General features: G+C 71.0%; 18 protein-coding genes. 10 read left to right on the top strand and 8 right to left on the bottom strand.

Annotated features, from left to right (window positions below; all coding sequences use genetic code 11):
* Positions 1 to 5 precede the first annotated feature (5 nt).
* A complete protein-coding gene (gene uvrA, locus ABJI51_RS39015; RefSeq protein WP_348956186.1) occupies positions 6 to 2,867 on the top strand; it encodes an excinuclease ABC subunit UvrA in 2,862 nt (953 codons plus the stop codon).
* A 3-nt stretch (positions 2,868 to 2,870) separates the two neighbouring features.
* On the opposite strand, the gene ABJI51_RS39010 is transcribed toward uvrA, so the two are convergent.
* Positions 2,871 to 3,407 (bottom strand): fibronectin type III domain-containing protein, encoded by a 537-nt coding sequence (locus ABJI51_RS39010; RefSeq protein ID WP_348956185.1) that lies wholly within the window; start codon positions 3,405 to 3,407, stop codon positions 2,871 to 2,873.
* A gap of 213 nt (positions 3,408 to 3,620) precedes the next feature.
* On the opposite strand from ABJI51_RS39010, the gene ABJI51_RS39005 reads away from it, so the two are divergent.
* From ABJI51_RS39005 to ABJI51_RS38990, 4 genes are all read left to right on the top strand, one after another.
* On the top strand, positions 3,621 to 4,121 hold the full coding sequence (locus ABJI51_RS39005; RefSeq protein ID WP_348956184.1) for a hypothetical protein: 501 nt from the start codon (positions 3,621 to 3,623) through the stop codon (positions 4,119 to 4,121).
* A 145-nt stretch (positions 4,122 to 4,266) separates the two neighbouring features.
* Complete coding sequence (locus ABJI51_RS39000; RefSeq protein WP_026469270.1) at positions 4,267 to 4,818, top strand: sigma-70 family RNA polymerase sigma factor; 552 nt, start codon at positions 4,267 to 4,269, stop codon at positions 4,816 to 4,818.
* A complete protein-coding gene (locus ABJI51_RS38995) occupies positions 4,815 to 5,525 on the top strand; it encodes a zf-HC2 domain-containing protein (protein ID WP_348956183.1) in 711 nt (236 codons plus the stop codon). The genes ABJI51_RS39000 and ABJI51_RS38995 overlap by 4 nt, the downstream gene beginning before the upstream one ends.
* A gap of 5 nt (positions 5,526 to 5,530) precedes the next feature.
* A complete protein-coding gene (locus tag ABJI51_RS38990; RefSeq protein WP_348956182.1) occupies positions 5,531 to 5,974 on the top strand; it encodes an SRPBCC family protein in 444 nt (147 codons plus the stop codon).
* Positions 5,975 to 6,090: 116 nt separating this feature from the next.
* Here the strand turns inward: ABJI51_RS38990 and ABJI51_RS38985 are convergent, their stop codons facing one another.
* Positions 6,091 to 7,521, bottom strand: coding sequence for an MFS transporter (locus ABJI51_RS38985; protein ID WP_348956181.1), 1,431 nt, complete (start codon positions 7,519 to 7,521; stop codon positions 6,091 to 6,093).
* 104 nt (positions 7,522 to 7,625) lie between these two features.
* On the opposite strand from ABJI51_RS38985, the gene ABJI51_RS38980 reads away from it, so the two are divergent.
* Positions 7,626 to 8,021 (top strand): winged helix-turn-helix transcriptional regulator, encoded by a 396-nt coding sequence (locus tag ABJI51_RS38980; RefSeq protein WP_348956180.1) that lies wholly within the window; start codon positions 7,626 to 7,628, stop codon positions 8,019 to 8,021.
* A gap of 138 nt (positions 8,022 to 8,159) precedes the next feature.
* Here ABJI51_RS38980 and ABJI51_RS38975 read toward each other — a convergent pair whose 3' ends face one another.
* The gene (locus tag ABJI51_RS38975) at positions 8,160 to 9,500 is read right to left on the bottom strand and encodes a cation:dicarboxylate symporter family transporter (protein ID WP_348956179.1); all 1,341 of its coding nucleotides are present in this window, start codon (positions 9,498 to 9,500) and stop codon (positions 8,160 to 8,162) included.
* Positions 9,501 to 9,657: 157 nt separating this feature from the next.
* Between ABJI51_RS38975 and ABJI51_RS38970 the strand changes: the two genes are divergently transcribed.
* Both ABJI51_RS38970 and ABJI51_RS38965 read left to right on the top strand, forming a co-directional pair.
* A complete protein-coding gene (locus tag ABJI51_RS38970; protein WP_348956178.1) occupies positions 9,658 to 11,232 on the top strand; it encodes an ATP-binding protein in 1,575 nt (524 codons plus the stop codon).
* Positions 11,229 to 11,897, top strand: a complete 669-nt coding sequence (locus ABJI51_RS38965) for a response regulator (RefSeq protein WP_348956177.1) — start codon at positions 11,229 to 11,231, stop codon at positions 11,895 to 11,897. The genes ABJI51_RS38970 and ABJI51_RS38965 overlap by 4 nt, the downstream gene beginning before the upstream one ends.
* Positions 11,898 to 11,901: 4 nt before the next feature.
* Here the strand turns inward: ABJI51_RS38965 and ABJI51_RS38960 are convergent, their stop codons facing one another.
* A complete protein-coding gene (locus tag ABJI51_RS38960; protein ID WP_348956176.1) occupies positions 11,902 to 12,543 on the bottom strand; it encodes a hypothetical protein in 642 nt (213 codons plus the stop codon).
* Positions 12,544 to 12,629: 86 nt separating this feature from the next.
* Between ABJI51_RS38960 and ABJI51_RS38955 the strand changes: the two genes are divergently transcribed.
* Entirely contained in the window at positions 12,630 to 14,378 is a 1,749-nt protein-coding gene (locus tag ABJI51_RS38955; protein ID WP_348956175.1) for a M64 family metallopeptidase, read from the top strand.
* A 222-nt stretch (positions 14,379 to 14,600) separates the two neighbouring features.
* The gene (erm, locus tag ABJI51_RS38950; protein ID WP_348956174.1) at positions 14,601 to 15,359 is read left to right on the top strand and encodes a 23S ribosomal RNA methyltransferase Erm; all 759 of its coding nucleotides are present in this window, start codon (positions 14,601 to 14,603) and stop codon (positions 15,357 to 15,359) included.
* Here erm and ABJI51_RS38945 read toward each other — a convergent pair.
* From ABJI51_RS38945 to ABJI51_RS38930, 4 genes are read right to left on the bottom strand one after another with little or no spacing between them, the layout of a single operon-like run.
* A complete protein-coding gene (locus ABJI51_RS38945; RefSeq protein ID WP_431605704.1) occupies positions 15,356 to 16,714 on the bottom strand; it encodes a beta-N-acetylhexosaminidase in 1,359 nt (452 codons plus the stop codon). The genes erm and ABJI51_RS38945 overlap by 4 nt on opposite strands.
* Before the next feature lies 1 nt (position 16,715).
* Entirely contained in the window at positions 16,716 to 17,564 is an 849-nt protein-coding gene (locus ABJI51_RS38940; RefSeq protein WP_348956173.1) for a carbohydrate ABC transporter permease, read from the bottom strand.
* Positions 17,555 to 18,463, bottom strand: a complete 909-nt coding sequence (locus ABJI51_RS38935) for a carbohydrate ABC transporter permease (protein ID WP_348956172.1) — start codon at positions 18,461 to 18,463, stop codon at positions 17,555 to 17,557. The genes ABJI51_RS38940 and ABJI51_RS38935 overlap by 10 nt, the downstream gene beginning before the upstream one ends.
* Positions 18,464 to 18,465: 2 nt before the next feature.
* Positions 18,466 to 19,749 carry an extracellular solute-binding protein gene (locus ABJI51_RS38930; protein ID WP_348956171.1) on the bottom strand — a complete coding sequence of 428 codons (1,284 nt, stop codon included), beginning with the start codon at positions 19,747 to 19,749 and terminating at the stop codon, positions 18,466 to 18,468.
* Positions 19,750 to 19,839: the final 90 nt, after the last annotated feature.

Raw genomic sequence — 19,839 nt, 5'->3', positions numbered from 1 at the left:
CTGGCGTGGCTGATCGCCTCGTTGTTCGCGGTGCCCGCGAGCACAACCTCCGCGGCGTGGATCTCGACCTGCCCCGCGACAGCCTGATCGTGTTCACCGGCCTGTCCGGGTCCGGGAAGTCGAGCCTCGCCTTCGACACCATCTTCGCCGAGGGGCAGCGCCGGTACGTCGAGTCGCTGTCGGCGTACGCCCGCCAGTTCCTCGGGCAGATGGACAAGCCGGACGTCGACTTCATCGAGGGCCTCTCGCCCGCGGTGTCGATCGACCAGAAGTCCACCTCGCGCAACCCGCGTTCGACCGTCGGCACGATCACCGAGGTCTACGACTACCTGCGCCTGCTCTACGCCCGCGCCGGCAAGGCGCACTGCCCCAAGTGCGGCGAGGCGATCAGCAAGCAGACGCCGCAGCAGATCGTCGACCAGGTGCTCGCCATGGAAGAGGGCACCCGGTTCCAGGTGCTCGCGCCGGTCGTGCGCGGGCGCAAGGGCGAGTACGTCGACCTGTTCGAGAACCTGCAGCAGCAGGGGTACGCGCGCGTGGTCGTCGACGGCACCGTGCACGCCCTCACCGACCCGCCGAAGCTGAAGAAGCAGGAGAAGCACCAGATCGGCGTGGTGATCGACCGGCTGACCGTGAAGGTGGCGTCGCGCCAGCGGCTCACCGACTCGGTCGAGACGGCGCTGCGGCTGGCCGACGGGCTGGTCGAGCTGGAGTTCGTCGACCTGCCGGAGAACGACCCGCACCGCGTCCGCGGCTTCTCCGAGAACCTGGCCTGCCCCAACGGCCACCCCCTCGCCATCGAGGACCTCGAGCCCCGTTCGTTCTCCTTCAACTCGCCCTACGGCGCCTGCCCCGAGTGCACCGGCATCGGCGTGAAGAAGGAGGTCGACCCGGAGCTGGTCGTCCCGGACGACGAGCTGTCGCTGGCCGAGGGCGCGATCGCGCCGTGGTCGGGCGGGCAGAGCGCGGACTACTTCATCCGGCTGCTGGAGTCGCTGTCGGAGACCATCGGCTTCCGGATGGACACGCCGTGGCGGCGGCTGCCCGCGCGCGCCCAGAAGGCGGTGCTGCACGGCGTCGACGAGCAGGTCCACGTCCGCTACAAGAACCGCTACGGCCGCCAGCGTTCGTACTACGCGAACTTCGAGGGCGTCATCCCGTTCCTCGAGCGGCGGCAGGAGCAGACCGAGTCCGAGTACATGCGCGAGCGGTACGAGGGCTACATGCGCGAGGTGCCGTGCCCCGCCTGCCAGGGCACCCGGCTCAAGCCGGAGATCCTCGCCGTCACGCTGCAGCACAAGACCCGCGGGGACATGTCGATCGCCGAGGTCTGCGCGCTGTCCATCGCGGAGGCATCGCAGTTCCTCGACGAGCTGGAGCTGGGACAGCGCGAGGCGATGATCGCCGGCGCGGTGCTCAAGGAGATCCAGGCGCGGCTGCGCTTCCTGCTCGACGTCGGCCTGACCTACCTCTCGCTCGACCGCGCGTCGGCGACGCTGTCCGGCGGTGAGGCGCAGCGGATCCGGCTCGCCACGCAGATCGGGTCCGGCCTGGTGGGCGTGCTGTACGTGCTCGACGAGCCGTCGATCGGCCTGCACCAGCGCGACAACCACCGACTGATCGAGACGCTGACCCGGCTGCGGGACCTGGGCAACACGCTGATCGTCGTGGAGCACGACGAGGACACCATCCGGGCCAGCGACTGGGTGGTCGACATCGGCCCCGGCGCGGGCGAGCACGGCGGTCACATCGTCCACAGTGGACCGTACAAGAAGATCCTCAAGAGCAAGGAGTCGCTCACCGGGGCCTACCTGTCCGGGCGGCGGCGGATCGAGGTCCCGGCGATCCGGCGGCCGGTCGACAAGAAGCGGCAGCTCACGGTTGTCGGCGCGCGGGAGCACAACCTGCGCGGGCTGGACGTCTCGTTCCCGCTCGGCTGCCTGGTCGCGGTCACCGGCGTGTCGGGCTCCGGCAAGTCGACGCTGGTGAACGACATCCTCGCGACGGTGCTGGCGAACAAGCTCAACGGCGCCCGCCAGGTGCCCGGCCGGCACACGCGGGTGAACGGGCTGAACAACGTCGACAAGCTGGTGCGCGTCGACCAGTCGCCGATCGGGCGGACCCCGCGGTCCAACCCGGCCACCTACACCGGCGTCTGGGACCACGTCCGCAAGCTGTTCGCCGCGACGACCGAGGCGAAGGTGCGCGGCTACCAGCAGGGCCGGTTCTCCTTCAACGTCAAGGGCGGCCGCTGCGAGGCGTGTGCCGGCGACGGCACGATCAAGATCGAGATGAACTTCCTGCCGGACGTCTACGTCCCGTGCGAGGTCTGCAAGGGCGCCCGGTACAACCGGGAAACCCTCGAGGTGCACTACAAGGGCAAGACCGTCTCGGACGTGCTCGACATGCCCATCGAGGAGGCGGCGGAGTTCTTCGAGCCGATCAAGGCCATCCACCGCCACCTGCAGACGCTGGTGGACGTCGGCCTCGGGTACGTCCGGCTCGGCCAGCCCGCGCCGACGCTGTCCGGCGGCGAGGCGCAGCGCGTCAAGCTGGCCAGCGAGCTGCAGAAGCGCTCGACCGGCAAGACGGTGTACATCCTCGACGAGCCGACGACCGGCCTGCACTTCGAGGACATCAGCAAGCTGATCGGCGTGATCAACGGCCTGGTGGACAAGGGCAACACGGTGATCGTGATCGAGCACAACCTCGACGTGATCAAGACGGCCGACTGGATCATCGACATGGGCCCCGAAGGCGGCTCGGGCGGCGGCACGGTGGTCGCCGAGGGCACCCCGGAGCACGTGGCGGGCGTCGAGGAGAGCTACACGGGCCAGTTCCTGAAGACGGTCCTGACGGCCGAGTAGCGGCTACCGCTCCTTCCCGGTGGTCTGGTGGACCACCGGGGAGAGCGGGCCGTAGTGCAGCGCCCGGATCCGGAAGGCCGAGCCCTGCTCGCCGGGCAGCAGCGAGAGCGCGCAGGTCGTCACGTCCGGGCCGGTCACCTCGACCGGGTCGAAGCTGGGCGCGCCCGGGCGGCGGATCTCCAGCAGGAACCCGGCTTCGTCCGGCATGCGGTCGGTCCAGGTGAACGTCACCGTGTCGCCGGACGCCGTCGCGTTCAGCTCCGTCGTGACCGGGCCGGTGAACGGCTGCACGCGGTAGTAGAACGGCGTCTGCGGGATCAGGTCCGGGTGGTGGTAGCTCGTCACGTGCGCCGGCAGGAACCGCAGCGTCGTCCACGGCCCGGCCGGGTCGTTCGCGTACTCGACGCGGTGGCCGTCGGCGTCGTCGTCCGGCCAGCTGAGCACCACGTCCGTCGGTGACGTCAGCGACGCCGTGAAAGCCGGTGCCGCGGAACAGCCCGCGGCCAGCAGCGCGGTCAAGAGCACCCACCTGACGGACACAGCGCCTCCCGGAGGTGGCGGCGGGTCGCGCCCAGCTTAGGAACCCGCCCCGCCCGGCGACAAGATCGTGCCGATCACCGGGACACACCAATCCGGCCGCGCACCGGCACCGAATCGCGCGCAATCCGGCTGAACCGTTTCCGGGCGGCGTCCGTGTTCCCGGTGTCGAGGTCCGCCGGACGGCGGTGCCGCCCTCACCGAGGAGAGAACGTCATGAACCGTATCCGGCCGGTGGTCGCCAGCGCCGTTGCGCTGGTCGCCGTCGCCTCGTTGTCCGCCTGCGGTGAGATGGCCGACGGCGCCCAAGGGCCGCAACACGGGGAGCCCGGGCACAAGATGCTCGCGGTCGCCACGATCGACGGGGTCGGCGCGGTGGTCACCGACGCCGACGGCAAGACGCTCTACCGGTTCGACAAGGACCTCTCTCAGCCGCCGACGTCCAACTGCGACGGCGCCTGCACGACGTCGTGGCAGCCGATGCTCGCCGGGGTGGCGACGCCGATGCTCAAGGGTGTCCAGGACACCCAGGTCGGCACGGCGACCCGCAAGGACGGCAGCAAGCAGATCACGCTCAACGGCTGGCCGCTGTACACGTTCTCGGGCGACAAGCCGGGGCAGCTGAACGGCCAGGGCGCCAACGGCACCTGGTTCGCCGTCGCCCCGGACGGCAGCAAGATCACCGCGAAGAGCAAGGCCGGCGGCGCCGGGTACTGACCGAAGACGGTTTCCGGGCAGAACGAGGAAGGACGGGCAGCCGATGAACGCCATGGTCGCGCTGCGCTCGGCGCACGCACCGCCGGTGGCACTGGGGGTTGCAGTACTGTCCTCGCCGACTCAGAACACCGTCGGGAGGACGAGGGTGGCGATCGGAGGCAGGCGGCCTAAGAAGGCCAAGGGCGAAGACCTGATTCGGCAGCTGTACGCCGAACACGGGCGGAGCCTGCTGGCCTACGCGACGAGGCTGACCGGTGATCGGGCGGCAGCCGAGGACGTGGTCCAGGAAACGCTGGTCCGGGCGTGGAAGCACGCCGACGACCTGCAGAACGACGGGAAGGGCTCGGTGCGCGGCTGGTTGCTGACCGTCGCGCGCAACCTGGTCACCGACCGGGCACGTGCCCGGGCGGCGCGGCCACAGGAGGTGGCCGAACCGGCCGAAGGCGTGCCGACCCCGGCCGTCGAGCGCGATCACGCCCAGGGCGTGGTCGACTCGATGACGGTGCTCGGCGCGATGGACGGCCTGTCGAACGAACATCGAGAGGTCCTGGTGGAGATCTACTACCGGGGACGGACGGTGGCCGAAGCGGCGCGAACACTGGGCGTCGCACCGGGTACCGTGAAATCAAGGTCGTACTACGCACTCAGGGCTCTCAGAGCCGCGATGATCTCGAGCGGAACGGAGGTGGCGCGATGAACTCGCTGGACGAGAGTCACACGCAGCTCGGCGCGTACGCCCTCGGAGCGCTCGACCCGGCGGAGGCGGCCGACTTCGAACGGCGGCACCTGGCGACGTGCGCCCAGTGCCGGTTCGACCTGAACGAGCTGGTGGCTCTGCGCGACTCGCTCGACGAGGTACCGCCGGAGGCGTTCCTCGACGGGCCACCCGAAGGCGGGGACCTGCTGCTGCAGAAGACCCTGCGGCGGGTGCGCGAGGAAGAGGAGCACGTCGCGCCGGCCCGTGCGCCCCGTCGCCGGGGCCTGGCCCTGGTCGCCGCGGCGGTGCTGGTGGTGGCCGCGCTCGGCGGCGGTGTCCTGGTGGGACGGCAGATGGCGTCGACCGATGTCGCGGTGCCGGCCCCGAACACGCCGGTACCCGGCACGAAGGACGTCCGGGCGACCGACCCCTCGACGGGTGCGCAGCTGGCCGCGTCGGTGCGGCCGCGGCAGGGCTGGGTCGAGGTGGAAGTGGGCGTGAAGGGGATCCACGCCGGGGAGAAGTGCCTGCTGCAGGTCGTCTCGAAGAACGGCCAGGCGGTGACCGCGGGCAGCTGGCAGGTCTCGGAGAAGTGGGAGAACGAAGGCTTCTCGCTGGAAGGGTCCGCGCTGGTCGCGCCGGACGACGTGAAGTCGATCGACATCGTCACGGTGGACGGCCGGAAGCTGGTCTCGGCCCCGGTGTGACAGGCATGACGGGCGCGCACTACCGGTTCCGCAGCCAGTGGCTGCTGCCGCGAACCTCGCCCGAGCGGGTGTTCGGCGTGGTCACCGACCTCGCCGGCTACCCGCGGTGGTGGTCGGACGTCCGCTCGGTGCGCCGGGTGGACGACGACACCGCCGAACTGGTCTGCCGGTCCCGGCTGCCGTTCCGGCTCGTCGTCCGGATGCACCGGGACCACCAGGACGAGCGCACGGGCCTGATGCGGGTCAGGCTCAGCGGCGACCTCGACGGGACACTGGCGGGCGCGGTCCGCGCGGCGGGCGCGGGCACGCTGCTGGAGATCACCCAGGAAGTCCAGGCCCGGAAGGAGTTGCTGCGGCGCCTCGACGCGGTGGCCCGGCCGCTCTTCCGCGCGAACCACGCGCTGATGATGCGGCGGGGCCACCGCGGACTTTCCGCCTACCTCGCGTGATCAAAGCCGTAACTGGCGTGACTGAAGCCGTAACTCACGTGATTGGAGCCGTAACTCGCGAGTTACGGCTCCAATCACGCGAATTCCGGCTCTGATCACGCGAGTTACGGGCCTGCTCACGCCTGACCGGCGACGCAGACCTCCGGTTCGGGTGCCGGGGCCTCGGGAGCGGGCGCCGGGCGGGTGCGGCGGGTCAGGACCAGCGCGCCCAGCGTGACCGCCGCGATCAGGAAGCCCGCGCTGACCCCGTACGCCAGGCGGAACCCGGACGCCAGCGCCTCACGGTGGTCCACCTCCGTCAGGCTCGACGTGTGGGCCGCGGCGACCGCGGCCAGCACCGCCGTGCCGATGGCCGCGCCGACCTGCTGGGTCGTGTTGATCAGGCCGGAGGCGACACCCGCGTCGGACGGGGCGACGTCCGCCATCGCCAGGCCCATCAGGGCCGGGATCGCCACGCCCGCGCCGAAGCCCATCAGCAGCAGCGGGGGCAGGACGTCGGTGAAGTACGAGCCCGACACCTGGGTGAGCAGCAGCAGGCCGACGATCACCAGGCCCAGCCCGGACAGCAGCACCGTCCGCGGCCCGAAGCGCGCGGTCAGCTTGTCCGCGAGACCCAGCGACGCCACCGCGATCACCAGCGGCACCGGCAGGAACGCCACGCCGGTCCACAGCGCGTCCAGGCCCAGCACCTGCTGCAGGTACAACGCCGTGACGAACTGGAAGCCCAGCATGCCGGCGACCATCAGGATCATCACCACGTTCGCGCCGGTCACCGCGCGGATGCGGAACAGCCGCAGCGGCAGCAGCGGCGTCCGCGCCTTTGCCTGCCGCACCGCGAACGCCACCAGCAGCGCGAAAGCCGCGGCGAGGGCGCCCCACACCTCGGACGAGATCGCATACACCCCGAGCATCACCGCGGCGGTGACCAGCAGCGCGCCGAGGACGTCCAGGCCGGCCCGCAGGCCGGTGCCGCGGTCCGCCTCGACCACCCGGACGGCCAGCACCAGCGCGACCACGCCGATCGGCAGGTTGACGTAGAACGTCCAGTGCCAGTCCAGTGCCTGCGTCAGCGCGCCGCCCGCGATGAGGCCGATCGACGCGCCCGCCGCCTGCGTGAAGCTGTACACGCCGATCGCCATCGCCCGGGCCCGCGGCTCGGGGTATATCGTGACGATCATGCCCAGCACCACCGCGGAGGCGAGGGCGCCGCCGACGCCCTGGGCGAACCGCGAGACGACCAGGACACCCGCGTCCTGGGCCAGGCCCGCGACCAGGGAAGCCGCCGTGAAGAGCCCGAGGCCGCCGAGGAAGACGCGGCGGCGGCCGACCAGGTCGCCGAGGCGGCCGGAGATCAGCAGCAGGCCGCCGAACGCGACCAGGTAGGCGGTGAACACCCAGGACAGCCCGGCGGGGGTGAACCCGAGGTCGGCCTGGATGGCGGGCAGGGCCACCGCGACGATGCTGCTGTCCAGCACGACCATCAGCGAGGCGGCGCACAGCACCGCCAGCGCGAGGCCGCGGGAGCGGGTGGGGTGGTTCTCGGCCATGTCAGGCCCCTCCAGTGTGAGATCCCCCTGGTCGTCGCCAGGGCACTTCTTGTAACAGTGCCCATCATGTGTGACCATGTGTCCGCCGGGAAGGAGGCACTTTCATGTCCCAGGGGAACATCGATGTACCAGTCCAGGTCACCGAGATCGACCCGGAAAAACTCGATGTCTGCACGGTGCTGGAGGTCATCAACCGCATCAGCGGCAAGTGGGCGATCGGCATCCTCCTGGAGGCGATCCGGGGTCCGGTGCGGTTCACCGAGCTGGAACGCTCGGTCGAGGGCATCAGCCGCCGGATGCTGACACTGACCCTGCGCAACCTCGAGCGTGACGGCCTGCTGGTCCGCACGATCTACCCGACGGTCCCGCCGCGGGTGGAGTACGAGGCCACGGCCATGGCGAAGGAGCTGTACCAGTCGCTCAACGGCCTGCTCGGCTGGGCGCAGCAGCACCGCGACGACATCGCGGCGGCGCGCGTCGCCTACGACGCCGCGAGCTGACCGACATACGCGGAAGCGCCACTTTCACGGGAAAGTGGCGCCACGTGGAACGGGCCGCGGTGCGAGGTCGGGGAGACTCGCACCGCGGCCCGCGGTGGTTCGTGCTCAGCGGGGGCAGTGAGCACGAACGTCAGGGGGTCAGGCCGGGACCTTTTCGCCCTCGGGTTTCGCCTCGTGCTCGTCGAGCATCGTGGCTTCGTCGAACGGTTCCTCGCCGGCGAACACCCGTTCCGCCTGTGCGCGGTCGAACTCCTTCGTCCAGTTTCCGATGAGGACGGTCGCGACGGCGTTGCCCGCGAAGTTCGTCAGCGCGCGGGCCTCCGACATGAACCGGTCGATGCCGAGGATGAAGCCGACGCCGTTGACCAGTTCCGGCCGGTGCGACTGCAGGCCGCTGGCGAGCACCGCGATGCCCGAGCCGCTGACCCCGGCCGCGCCCTTCGAGGCGATGATCATGAACAGCAGCAGGCCGATCTGCGAGCCGATCGACAGCGGCTCGTCCTGGGCCGCGGCGATGAACAGCGTCGCCATGGTCAGGTAGATCGCGGTGCCGTCCAGGTTGAACGAGTACCCGGTGGGCACGGTGATGCCGACGACCGACTTGCCGACGCCCAGGTGCTCCATCTTCGCGATCAGCCGCGGCAGCGCCGACTCCGACGACGACGTCGACAGGATCAGCAGGAACTCCCGCCGCAGGTAGTTGAGCAGCTTGAGGATGCTCACCCGCGCGCCTGCCCACAGCACGAGGCCGAGGATGCCGAAGACGAACACCAGGCAGGTCAGGTAGAAGCCGATCATGATCACCGCGAGGCTCTTGAGCGCGTTGAGCCCGGTCGCGCCGACCACCGCGGCGATGGCGCCGAACGCGCCGATCGGGGCGGCCCACATGATCATCGCCAGGATCCGGAAGACCAGCCGCTGGATGTGCTCGATGCCGCGCAGGATCGGCGCGCCCTTCGGGCCGAGCTTCTGCAGCGCGAAGCCGACGAGCAGCGCGACCAGCAGCGTCTGCAGCACCTGGCCTTCGGTGAAGGCCGAGACGAGTGTCTTCGGGATGATGCCGAGCGCGAACTCCACCGGGCCGGCGGCGCCGGCGGAGTCATGGGCCTTCTTCGCGTCGGCCGGGTTCAGGTGCAGCCCGGTGCCCGGGTGCAGCAGGTTGCCCACGATCAGGCCGATCGCCAGCGCGAACGTCGACATCGCGATGAAGTAGGCGAGCGCCATCAGGCCGATCTTGCCGACCTTGGCCGCCTTGGCGACCGAGCCGACGCCGATCACGATCGTGCAGAAGATGATCGGCGAGATCATCATCTTGATCAGGTTGACGAAGCCGTCGCCCAGTGGCTTGAGGCCCTTGGCGAAGCCGGGGAAGAGAAAGCCGACCGCGATGCCCAGGACGACCGCGACGATCACGGCCAGGTACAGGTAACGGGTCTTGTCGCGGCGTTGTGGCGCCGCGTCGGGGGTCGGTGTAGGCACCGTTGCCTCCAGCTCGGGGGTGTCCAGGGTTGCGGCACACTGTAGGCGGTCGCCGGTGATCCGGCTCACTTGTGTTCATTGAGTTCGCGTGCTGATCGACCGTCCCGTTCGGACACCCGCCCGGACGGTGTGCTGGTATGAGGAGGTGCCCCCGACGGTGCGGTCCCACTGGAGCCTCGCCCGGCAGCTGCTCGTGCTGCAGCTGGCGGTGCTCTGCGTGCTGGCAGGCGCCGGGATCACCTTCGCCTGGCTCGACGCGCAGCGTGCGGTCGAGCAGAACGCCCAGGACCAGGTCCGCGCGGTCGCGGCGACGGTCGCCGACGCCCCCACCGTCGTCGCCGCGGTGACCACGCCGAACCCGAGCGGGACGCTGCAGCCGTTCGCGCTGCGTGTCCAGGCGGACACGGGCGTCGACTTCATCACGATCATGAGCCCGGCCGGGATCCGCTACACCCACCCGAATCCGGCGCTGATCGGCGGGCACTACATCGGGAACATCGGCAAGGCGCAGCGCGGCGAGAACCTGACCGAGATCTACACCGGCTCGCTCGGCCCGTCGGTGCGCACGGTCGTGCCGGTGTTCGACGCCGGGCACCGGGTGGTCGCGCTGGTCGCGGTCGGGATCACCGTCGCCGCCATCACGGCCGAGCTGCGCGAACGGCTGTGGCCGCTGTTCGGCGTGGCCGGCGCGGTGCTGGTGGTGGGTGCCCTCGGCGGCTGGCTGATCAGCGCCCGGCTGCGGCGCCAGACCCGCGGCGTCGCGCCGGACGAGCTGAGCAACCTCTTCGAGTACCACGAAGCCGTGCTGCACTCGGTCCGGGAAGGCGTCCTGCTCGTCGGCCGAGACGGGCGGGTCCGGCTCTGCAACGACGGCGCCCGCACGCTGCTCGGCCTCGACGCCGACCCGGTCGGGCGCGACCTCGCGTCGCTGGGCCTGCCCGCCGAGCTGGCCGAGGCGTTCACCTCGGCGGAGAACCGGGCGGAGGAACTGCACCTGACGGACTCGCGCGTGCTGCTGGTCAGCACGACCGCCGTCCGCTCGGGCGGCCGCGCGCAGGGCACCGTCGTCGTCCTGCGCGACCACACCGAGCTGCAGACGCTCACCGGCGAGCTGACCACCGCCCGCGGCCTCGCCGAGGCGCTGCGGTCGCAGGCGCACGAGGCGGCCAACCGGCTGCACACCGTCGTTTCCCTGGTCGAGATCGGCAAACCCGAGCAGGCCGTCGAGTTCGCGACCGCCGAGCTGGCCTTCGCCCAGGAACTGACCGACCGCGTCGTCGGCGCGGTCGCCGAGCCGGTGCTCGCCGCGCTGCTGCTGGGCAAGGCCGCCGAGGCGAGCGAGCGCGGCGTCGAGCTGACGGTCACCCCGGACACCGTGATCGACGACGTCTCCCTCGGCATCCAGGCCCGCGACCTGGTGACCATCCTCGGCAACCTGATCGACAACGGTCTCGACGCGGCCGTGCGCGGCACCGGGCATCCCAAGGTCGTCGTCACCGCCCGCTCCGACGAGGACGGCCTGCTGCTGCGCGTGGCCGACACCGGGCCGGGCGTGCCGGAGGACGCCGACGTCTTCCGCCGCGGCTGGTCGACGAAGGCCGAGGACGGCCACGGCCTCGGGCTCGCGCTGGTCGGCCAGGCGGTGCGCCGCTACGGCGGCACTGTCGACATCGGACGGGACGGCGGTGCGGTGTTCACCGTCCGGCTCCCGCGGCAGGAGGCGGACCGGTGATCCGGGTGCTGGTGGTGGAGGACGAGCCGGTGGCCGCCGAGGCGCACCGCGTCTACGTCGAGCGGCTGCCGGGCTTTTCGGTGGCGGGCGTCGTGCACTCGGGCGGGGAGGCGCTGCGGTTCTGCGAACGCGAGCCGGTCGACCTGGTGCTGCTCGACTTCTACCTGCCGGATACGCACGGCCTGGCGGTGTGCCGCTCGCTGCGCGCGGCGGGGCTGCCGATCGACGTCATCGCGGTGACGTCGGCGCGCGACCTCGGCCTGGTGAAGGCGGCGGTCTCGGTCGGCGTCGTGCAGTACCTGCTCAAGCCGTTCACCTTCGCCACCCTGCGCGAAAAGCTCGAGCGCTACGCCGAATTCCGCGACGCCTCCGGCGAGGTCACCGGCCAGGCGGAGATCGACAGGGCGCTCGGCGCGCTGCGCACCACCGAGCAGTCCCCGCTGCCCAAGGGCATGAGCGTGCAGACGCTGGAGGCGATCAAGGACGCGCTTTCCGGGGCGGCGGAAGGACTTTCGGCGGGCGCGGCGGCCAGCGCGATCGGCGCGTCCCGCGTGACGGCACGAAGATACCTGGAGTACCTGGCGGACAACGGGATGGCGCACCGCGAGCCGCACTACGGGCAGGTGGGCCGCCCCGAAGTCTGGTACCGCCTTACTCGCGTATAACGACTTATAGCCGGTCGAGCAGGAGCTGCGCCAACCGGACATAGACCTCGTTCCGGTTCGGGCGCAGATCGAGTTCCGCGAGCCGGGTCTGGCCGTGGACCTTCTTCGCGACCAGGACCATGACATCGCCCTTCTTGGTACCGGTCAGCGCGCACGTGCGTGCGGTGCCGGTCGCGCCGGCGAGCGGCACCGCGGGACCCTCGCAGTCCTGCGTCCAGTCCTTCAGGATCGCTTCGAGCCGTCCGCCACCCACGACGGCGGCAACGTACAGCTCGTGCACCTGCCCGCCGCCCGCCCGGGCGACGTAGTCGCAGCGGTAGACCGGCGGGGTGAACTCCCGGTTCGGTTCGGCTTCGACCGCATGGGAGTTCAGCGACGCTCCCATCGCGGCGCTGATGTCGGTCACCCCCAGGAACGGGCACGCCGAGGTGATCTCGCCCGGCGAGTGCGGGGGCGGTGGCTGTGGCGTTGTCTGCGGCGGGGAGCCGGGACCCGGTCCCAGGGCGGGCGCGTCCGACGTCGGCACCGGCTTGGTGGTCGACGGCACCGGTGTCGTGGCCGGGCTCGCCACCGGCTCGGCGGGCGAGCACGCGGTCAGCAGCGCGAGCACGCCCGCGGCGGCCAGGATTCCCCCTCGATTCCCCATCCGGCCAGCATAGCCCCGACTTCCGGCGGGTTCCGGTCGCCGATGACCTGCGGTAGACCGGAATCAGCCGACCAGGGGGTGCCGTCATGCGGAAGTGGGCCGGGTTCGCCGTCGCTGCGTTGCTCAGCGCGACCATCGCCACCCCGGCACACGCCGGGGAGCCCGCCGCCACCGTCACCGACGTCCAGGTGACCGGGCCGGTGGCACAGCGGTTCAACCTCGTCGTCCTCGGCGACGGCTACACCGCCGCCGAGCAGCCGAAGTTCTTCGCCGACGTCCGGCGGCACGTGGACACCCTGTGGTCGCTGGAGCCGTTCAAGTCCTACCGCAGCTACTTCAACGTCTACGCCGTGTCGATCGCCTCGCCCGAGTCCGGTGTGGACTGTGACCCGTCGCTTGACGCACCGCGCCGCGACACCCCGCTGAACATGGGTTTCTGGGGCGGCTGCAATCCGCAGAGTGTCCAGCGGCTGCTGACCGTCGACGACGAGGCCGCGCAGCGGTACGCCGACCTCGTGCCCGGCACGACGCGGGCCAACCGGCAGATCCTCGCGCTCGGCAACAGCAGCACCTACGGCGGCGCGGGCGGCACGTATGCGACGGCGTCGGGCGGGAACGCGCTGTCGGCGCTGATCTCGCCGCACGAGCTGGGCCACTCGCTCGGCGGCCTCGACGACGAGTACGACTACTACGCCCGCGCGGTCCCGGGTGGCGCGTACGAAGGCGGTGAGCCCGAGTCGATCCACCACACCCTGCTGACCGAGCGGGAAATGCGTGCGCAGCACGCGAAATGGTGGCGGTGGCTGGGCGAACCGAGCGAGTCCGGCGGCACGATCGGCCGCTTCGAAGGCGGGCTCTACACGCAGACCGGCGTGTGGCGGCCGAGCGCGCACTCGATGATGAAGACGCTCGGCTACGCCTTCGACCAGATCGGCCGCGAGCGGATGACGCAGCGGATCGCGGCGAAGGTGCCGCTCATTGCCGGCGGCACCCCGGCAGGGACGATCGGCGCCGACCGTGTCGTGTGGGTCCGCCCGATGCACCCGGTGAGCCACCGCCTCGACGTCACGTGGTCGCTCGACGGCACCCGGCTGCCCGGCCGCGAGGCGGTCGACCTGCGGCGGGCGCACGTCAAGCCGGGCAGGCACACGCTGACCGCGACGGTGACCGACCCGACGCCGTTCGTCCGCGACCCGGCCGCCCGCCCGGCGGCGACGCGCACCTGGACGGTCGACACGTCGGTGGTCACGCCGCCCGCGACCGGCCCGGCGGTCGTGGCGTCGACGCCGACCTCGCAGCCGGTCGGCGGCCACGACGTCGTCTACGTCGAAACGGGGGAGCCGACCGGCTCGATCCCGCCGGTCCGCTGGGCCCTCGACGGCAGGCCGGCCGGCAGCGGACCGGACTTCGCGCTCGACGCCGCCCGCGGGACGCACACGCTCACGGCGACGACCGGCGGCACGACGCTGACGTGGACGGTCGACGCGTCCGGCCCGGTGACGACGGCCGAACTCCCGCCGGGCACCGTGTTCCACGGCTCGTTCACCATGCGGCTCACGTCGCCGGACGGCCTGCCGGAGTTCCGCGTCGACGGCGACGGCTGGCACAAGTACTTCGGCTGGCCGACCGACCCGAAGGCGCCGTACCTGTTCACGGCACGCGGCACGGAGATCGACGGCCTGGCGTACGGCAACCTGGGGTCGGGCGGGCTGACGGTGTCGCCGTTCGCCGAGCGGACACCGGGCTACGGGACCCACCGGATCGAGTACCGCTCGATCGACGCGGCGGGCAACATCGGCCCGACGCGGTCGTTCACCGTGACGCTGCGGCCGTAATTCGGTCGCTGCCGCCGTCGCGATCTTGTAGCGTCCGCGGCCATGGGAACTTTGTGGATGCCCGCCTGCGGGCGTAAGGCTCAGCGGGACCGCCGCGCCTGACGGCGCGCTCCGCTGAAGATCCGATCGCGCCGTACTCCCGGATGCCCCGGCACCCGGAGACGGTCGAGCGACCTCGCTCCCTTCCGGGTGCTCCATTCCGCACGTCTGGAGTACCTTCCCGTGTCCCGTTCCGTCCACGGCGGCCGTCACGAACTCGGCCAGAACTTCCTGCACCACACCCCGACCCTCGACCGGATCGTCCGGCTCGTGCGCGAAACCGACGGCCCGATCCTCGAAATCGGCGCCGGCGACGGCGCGCTCACCCGCCGGCTCGCCCCGCTCGGCCGTGACGTCCTGGCCGTCGACCTCGACGAGCACCGCGTCCGCCGGCTGCGCAACCGCCTTCCCGCGGTGACCGTGCGCTGCGCCGACGCCCTCCGGACGCCGCTGGACCGCCCGGTCGTCGTCGGCAACCTGCCGTTCCACCTGACCACGCCGATCCTGCGCCGGCTCCTCACCGCGGGTGTCTGGGCGGAGGCGATCCTGCTGACGCAGTGGGAGGTGGCCCGCAAGCGCGCGGGAGTCGGCGGCCGCACGATGCTGACGGCCCAGACGGCACCCTGGTTCGCGTTCACACTGCACGGCCGCGTCCCGGCCGACGGGTTCCGCCCGAAGCCGAGTGTCGACGGCGGGCTCCTGACGATCTCCCGGCGGCGGGTACCGCTGGTCGACCCGGCCGAGCGGGCGGGCTACGAAGAGTTCGTGCGCCGGGTGTTCACCGGCCGCGGCCGCGGAATCGAGCAGATCCTGACGACGGTGGCCCCGAGGCCGTGGCGCGCGATCCTGAAGGCTGCGGGGATCCCGCGGTCGGCGTTGCCGCGCGACCTCACGCCGCAGCAGTGGGCGGCGGTGTGGAATGCCTGGCCCGGAAATCGTTAGCGCGGCCGTCCCGGGACGCCCGGCCGGGTCTGCCACGGGTGTGGCCCGTCCAACGGCCGGTACTCCACGCCCAGCGCGTCCAGCCGGGGCAGGTGGTGGTCGCGCAGCCGGGGCAGGAACTCCGCGTAGTCCCGCGGCCCGCTGCTCCACGCCACCTCCGCGAACGCCGACAGCCGCGGGAAGGCCATGTAGTCGACGCGGCGCACGTCGTCCATGTGCTCGGTCCACACCTGGGCCTGCACGCCGCGCAGCCGCGGGCCGCTCAGTGCCGGTTCGTACGCGTAGACGTCCTCCAGCGTGTGGACCATCCCGACCGGGATCGGCTCGTCCGGCTCCGCGGACTGCCGGTGGTCGAGGTACAGGTGCTGTTCCGGGCACAGCACCACGTCGTGCCCGGCCGCCGCCGCGCGGATGCCCGCCTGCTCGTCACGCCACGCGCCGATCACCATCGAGGGCAGGCCGGCGATGTCGAGGACCTCGTCCCAGCCCATCGGTGTCCGGCCGCGGGCGACGAGGTGCTCGGCCAGCAGGCGGACGAACGTGCGGTGCTCGCCGGTCGCTCCCGGGGTCTCGTCGCCGCCCAGTGCGATCACCGGGGACGGGAAGATCTCCAGCAGGTGGTCGAACACCTTGCGGAAGAAGTCCAGAGACGCCGGTGACAGCAGGGAAGTGCTGATGCCCCAGGAAGTCCAGACCTCATAGGACGGTTCAGTGCCGAGCGAAGGGTAGGCCGCCAGCGCGGCCCGCGCGTGTCCGGGGATGTCGATCTCCGGCACCACCGTGACCGCACGGGAAGCCGCGTAGGCGACGATCTCCCGCAGGTCGTCGCCGGTGTAGAAGCCGCCGTGCGGACGCCCGTCCTGGACACCGCCGCTGCCGGTCATCGACGACGGCCGCCAGCCGCCGACCGATGTCAGCCGCGGGAACTCCGGGACCTCGAAGCGCCAGCCCTGGTCGTCGGTGAGGTGCAGGTTCAGGACGTTCAGCTTGTGCGCGGCCAGCAGGTCGACGAACCGCAGCACCTCCGCCTTGGTCCGGAAGTGCCGGGCGACGTCGAGCAGGCAGCCGCGCCAGCCGAACCGCGGGTGGTCCTCGACGATCCCGCACGGCAGCGACGACGGCGAGAACCCGGCCACGCGGAACGCCGATGGTCCCAGCAGCTGCCGCAATGTCTGCCGCCCGTAGAACTCGCCGGCCGCGTCCGCGCAGGACAACACCACCCCGGACGGGGAAATCGACAGCCGGTAGCCCTCCGGCGGCAGGGAAGCGGGCTGGACGTCCACAGTGGACGGCCAGGCGCACGTGCCCGGCAGCGGTGTCACCGAGACCGGACGCGGCAGGAGAGTGGCGAACATGTCAGCCCTTCACGGCGCCGGCCATGCCGGACACCAGCCGTCGCTGGACGAGGACGAAGAACACGAGCACCGGGATCGTCATGAGCGTCGAAGACGCCATCACCGCGCCCCAGTCGGTGTCCTCCGGCTTGAAGAACACCAGGATCGCCTGGGGCAGCGTCTGGTTCTCGGTCCTGGAGACGATGAACGTCTTGGCGAAGAGAAAGTCGTTCCAGGCGTGGATGAACGCGAGCACGCTCACCGCGACCAGCCCGGGCGCCACCAGCGGGAACAGGATCTGCCAGGTGAACCGCAGCCGTGACGCGCCGTCGAGCTTGGCCGCCTCCTCCAGCTCCTCCGGTACCGCCGCGACGAACCCGCGCAGCATCCAGATCGCGAACGGCAGGCTGAACGCCAGGTGCACCAGCACCAGCGAGCCCAGCTCGTTCAGCCCGAACGCGGGCACCACCCCGCCGATCTGGCGCATCAGGAAGAACAACGGGATGGTCAGCGCCTCCACCGGCACCATCTGCGCGACCAGCGTCATCACCAGCAGCACGGTCCGGCCGCGGAACCGGAACCGCGTCAGCGCCACTGCCGACAGGAACGACAGCAGCAGCGACAGCGCGACGACGGCCAGCGCGACCACGAGGCTGTTGAGGAAGAAACGCCCGAAGCCCGACACCGTGAGCACCCGCTCGAAGCTGTCGAACGACGGCCGGAACGTCCACGGCTTCGGGTTCGCCGACTGGATTTCGCCCGGCGGCTTCACCGCCGACAGCACCATCCAGTACAGCGGGAACGCGACCAGCCCGGCGACGACCACGGTGACGATCTCGGCGACGAGCCGACCGGGACGGTTCACAGCCATGCCGCGCTCCGGCGCTGTGTCCGGACGTACAGCCCGGTGACCGAGAGCAGCAACAGCGTCATCACGACTCCGATCGCCGAGCCGAGGCCGTACTCCTGCCCGGCGAAGGCCTGCTGGTAGGCGTAGACGTTGAGCACGAGGTTGCGCCCGGCCACGCCGCCGCCGTTGGTCATCACGTAGATCTGGGTGAACACCTTGAAGTCCCAGATGATCGACTGGACGGTCGCGATCATCAGCAGCGGCCGCACCATCGGCAGCACGATCGTCCACGTCGTGCGCCACGCCGACGCGCCGTCGAGCGACGCGGCTTCGAGGACCTCGTCCGGGATGCCCTTGATCCCGGCGTACATCGTGACCAGCACGAACGGGAACGAGCACCAGATCACCTCGGCGGCGACCAGCCCGAACGCCCCCAGCGTGCCGAAGGTCCACGAGTGGTGCTCGAACGGCAGGCCCAGCCCCGCGAGCACCTCGTTGACCAGCCCGAAGTCGGTGTCGAACAGGAACAGCCAGACGTAGGAGCCGGCGATGGCCGGGGTCGACCACGCGCCCAGCGCGGCGAGGAACAGCAGCATCCGGGGGAGCGAGCGCACCCGGCTCGCCAGCACCGCGAGCCCGGTGCCGGCCACGAGCGACCCGAGAACGCAGGCCGCGGCGAACCCGACTGTCTTGCCGAGCACGGTCCAGAACTGCACCTGGGCGAGCAGGTCGGTGTAGTTCGCGAAGCCGAGGAACACCAGCGGCGCGGTGCCCGCGGCCTGCGGCTGGCCGTAGTCGTAGAAGGAGATCAGGACCAGCTGGTAGATCGGGTAGGCCAGCAGGGCGGCGAGCAGGATGCCCGCCGGGGCGAGGTAGAGCGCGGCGGCCCGGCCGTCCCGCCGCCGTCGTGCGACGACCACCACTAGCCGAAGGCCTTGTTCATCGCGGCCGCCGCGTCGGCCAGGGCCGCCGCCGGGTCCTTGCGACCGGTCGCGATCTGCTGCACGGCCGTGGGCAGCACGTTCTGGCTGTCGATCTTCGACCACGCCGGTGTCGCCGGGACGAACTTCGTGCCCGCCTTGAGGGTGTCGACGAACGGCTTGAGGAACGGGTCGTTCGCGGCCAGCTTCTGCTGCACGCTGCCCAGCGTCGGGAGGTTCCCCATCGCCGTGTACATCTTGTCCTGGTACTTCGCGCTGCCGAGCAGTTCGGTGAAGGCGAGTGCCAGGCTGCGGTGCTTGCTCGCGGCGAAGACGCCGAGCAGGTTGCCGCCCGCGAACGCGGGGGCGACGCTGCCGGGCGTGGTGCCGGGCAGCGGCACGACGGCGTACTTTCCCTTCACCGCACCCTGTTCGACGGCCTTGCGGTTGAAGTCACCGCCGATCGTCATCCCGGCCTTGCCTCCGGCGAACGCCGTGACGCTCTGCGTGCCGGTCAGGTTCGCGCACTGCGCGGGCGGGCAGATGTCGTCCTTGAGCAGGGTCGCGTACTGCGTGACCCCGGCCTTGGCCTGCTCGCCGGTGATCGCCGACGTCCACTTGCCGCCGCTGTCCCGCGCCAGCTCGCCGCCGTTGGCCCACAGGAACGGCAGCATCGCGTAGGTGTACTTGCCGCCGACGGCGATGCCGTAGAGGTCCGGCTTGGCGGCGCGGATCGTCCGGGCGTGCCCGGTCAGCTCGGCGAGCGTCGCGGGCGGCTTCAGGCCGAGTTCGGCGAAGACGTCGGTGCGGTAGTACAGCGCGCGGATGCCGGTGAACCACGGCAGGCCGTAGGTCTTGCCGCCGGACTTCGCGGTGTCCAGCACGGTCGGGATGAGGTCCTTGCCCTCGGTCCACGCGGTGAGGTCGCCGGTCAGGTCGGCGAGCGCGCCGGTGGCGGCGTAGTTCGAGACGTCGGTGTTGCCGAACTCGGCGACGTCGGGGGCGTTGGCCGGGTCGTTGAAGGCCCCGGAGAACTTGTCCGCGCGGCCCTCGACGGGCACCCACTGGACGTCGACCTCGACGCCCTGGTGTGCAGCCTTGAACTCGCCGATCGCCTCCTTGACCACGGCTTCCTTCGGTGCCCGGTTGGCTTCGTCGAACAGCCAGACGCGGAGGGTGCCGGTCTTGTCGTCCCCGCCGGCGCCCGCGGGCGCGGACTGGGTGGGGGCGCAGCCGGCCAGCAGGACCAGCCCGGCCACGAAGGGCAGGGTGCGGCGCAGTCTCATGGGATGCCTCCAGTGGGGAGGGTCGTGAGTGCGTAACAGTGTTATTTAAAACATAAAGACACACCACCACGCGTGCGCCGACTATGACCC

Source organism: Amycolatopsis melonis, from assembly GCF_040064235.1.
GTDB classification, from domain to species: domain Bacteria; phylum Actinomycetota; class Actinomycetes; order Mycobacteriales; family Pseudonocardiaceae; genus Amycolatopsis; species Amycolatopsis melonis.
This window is presented reverse-complemented; position numbering and strand designations above follow the sequence as displayed.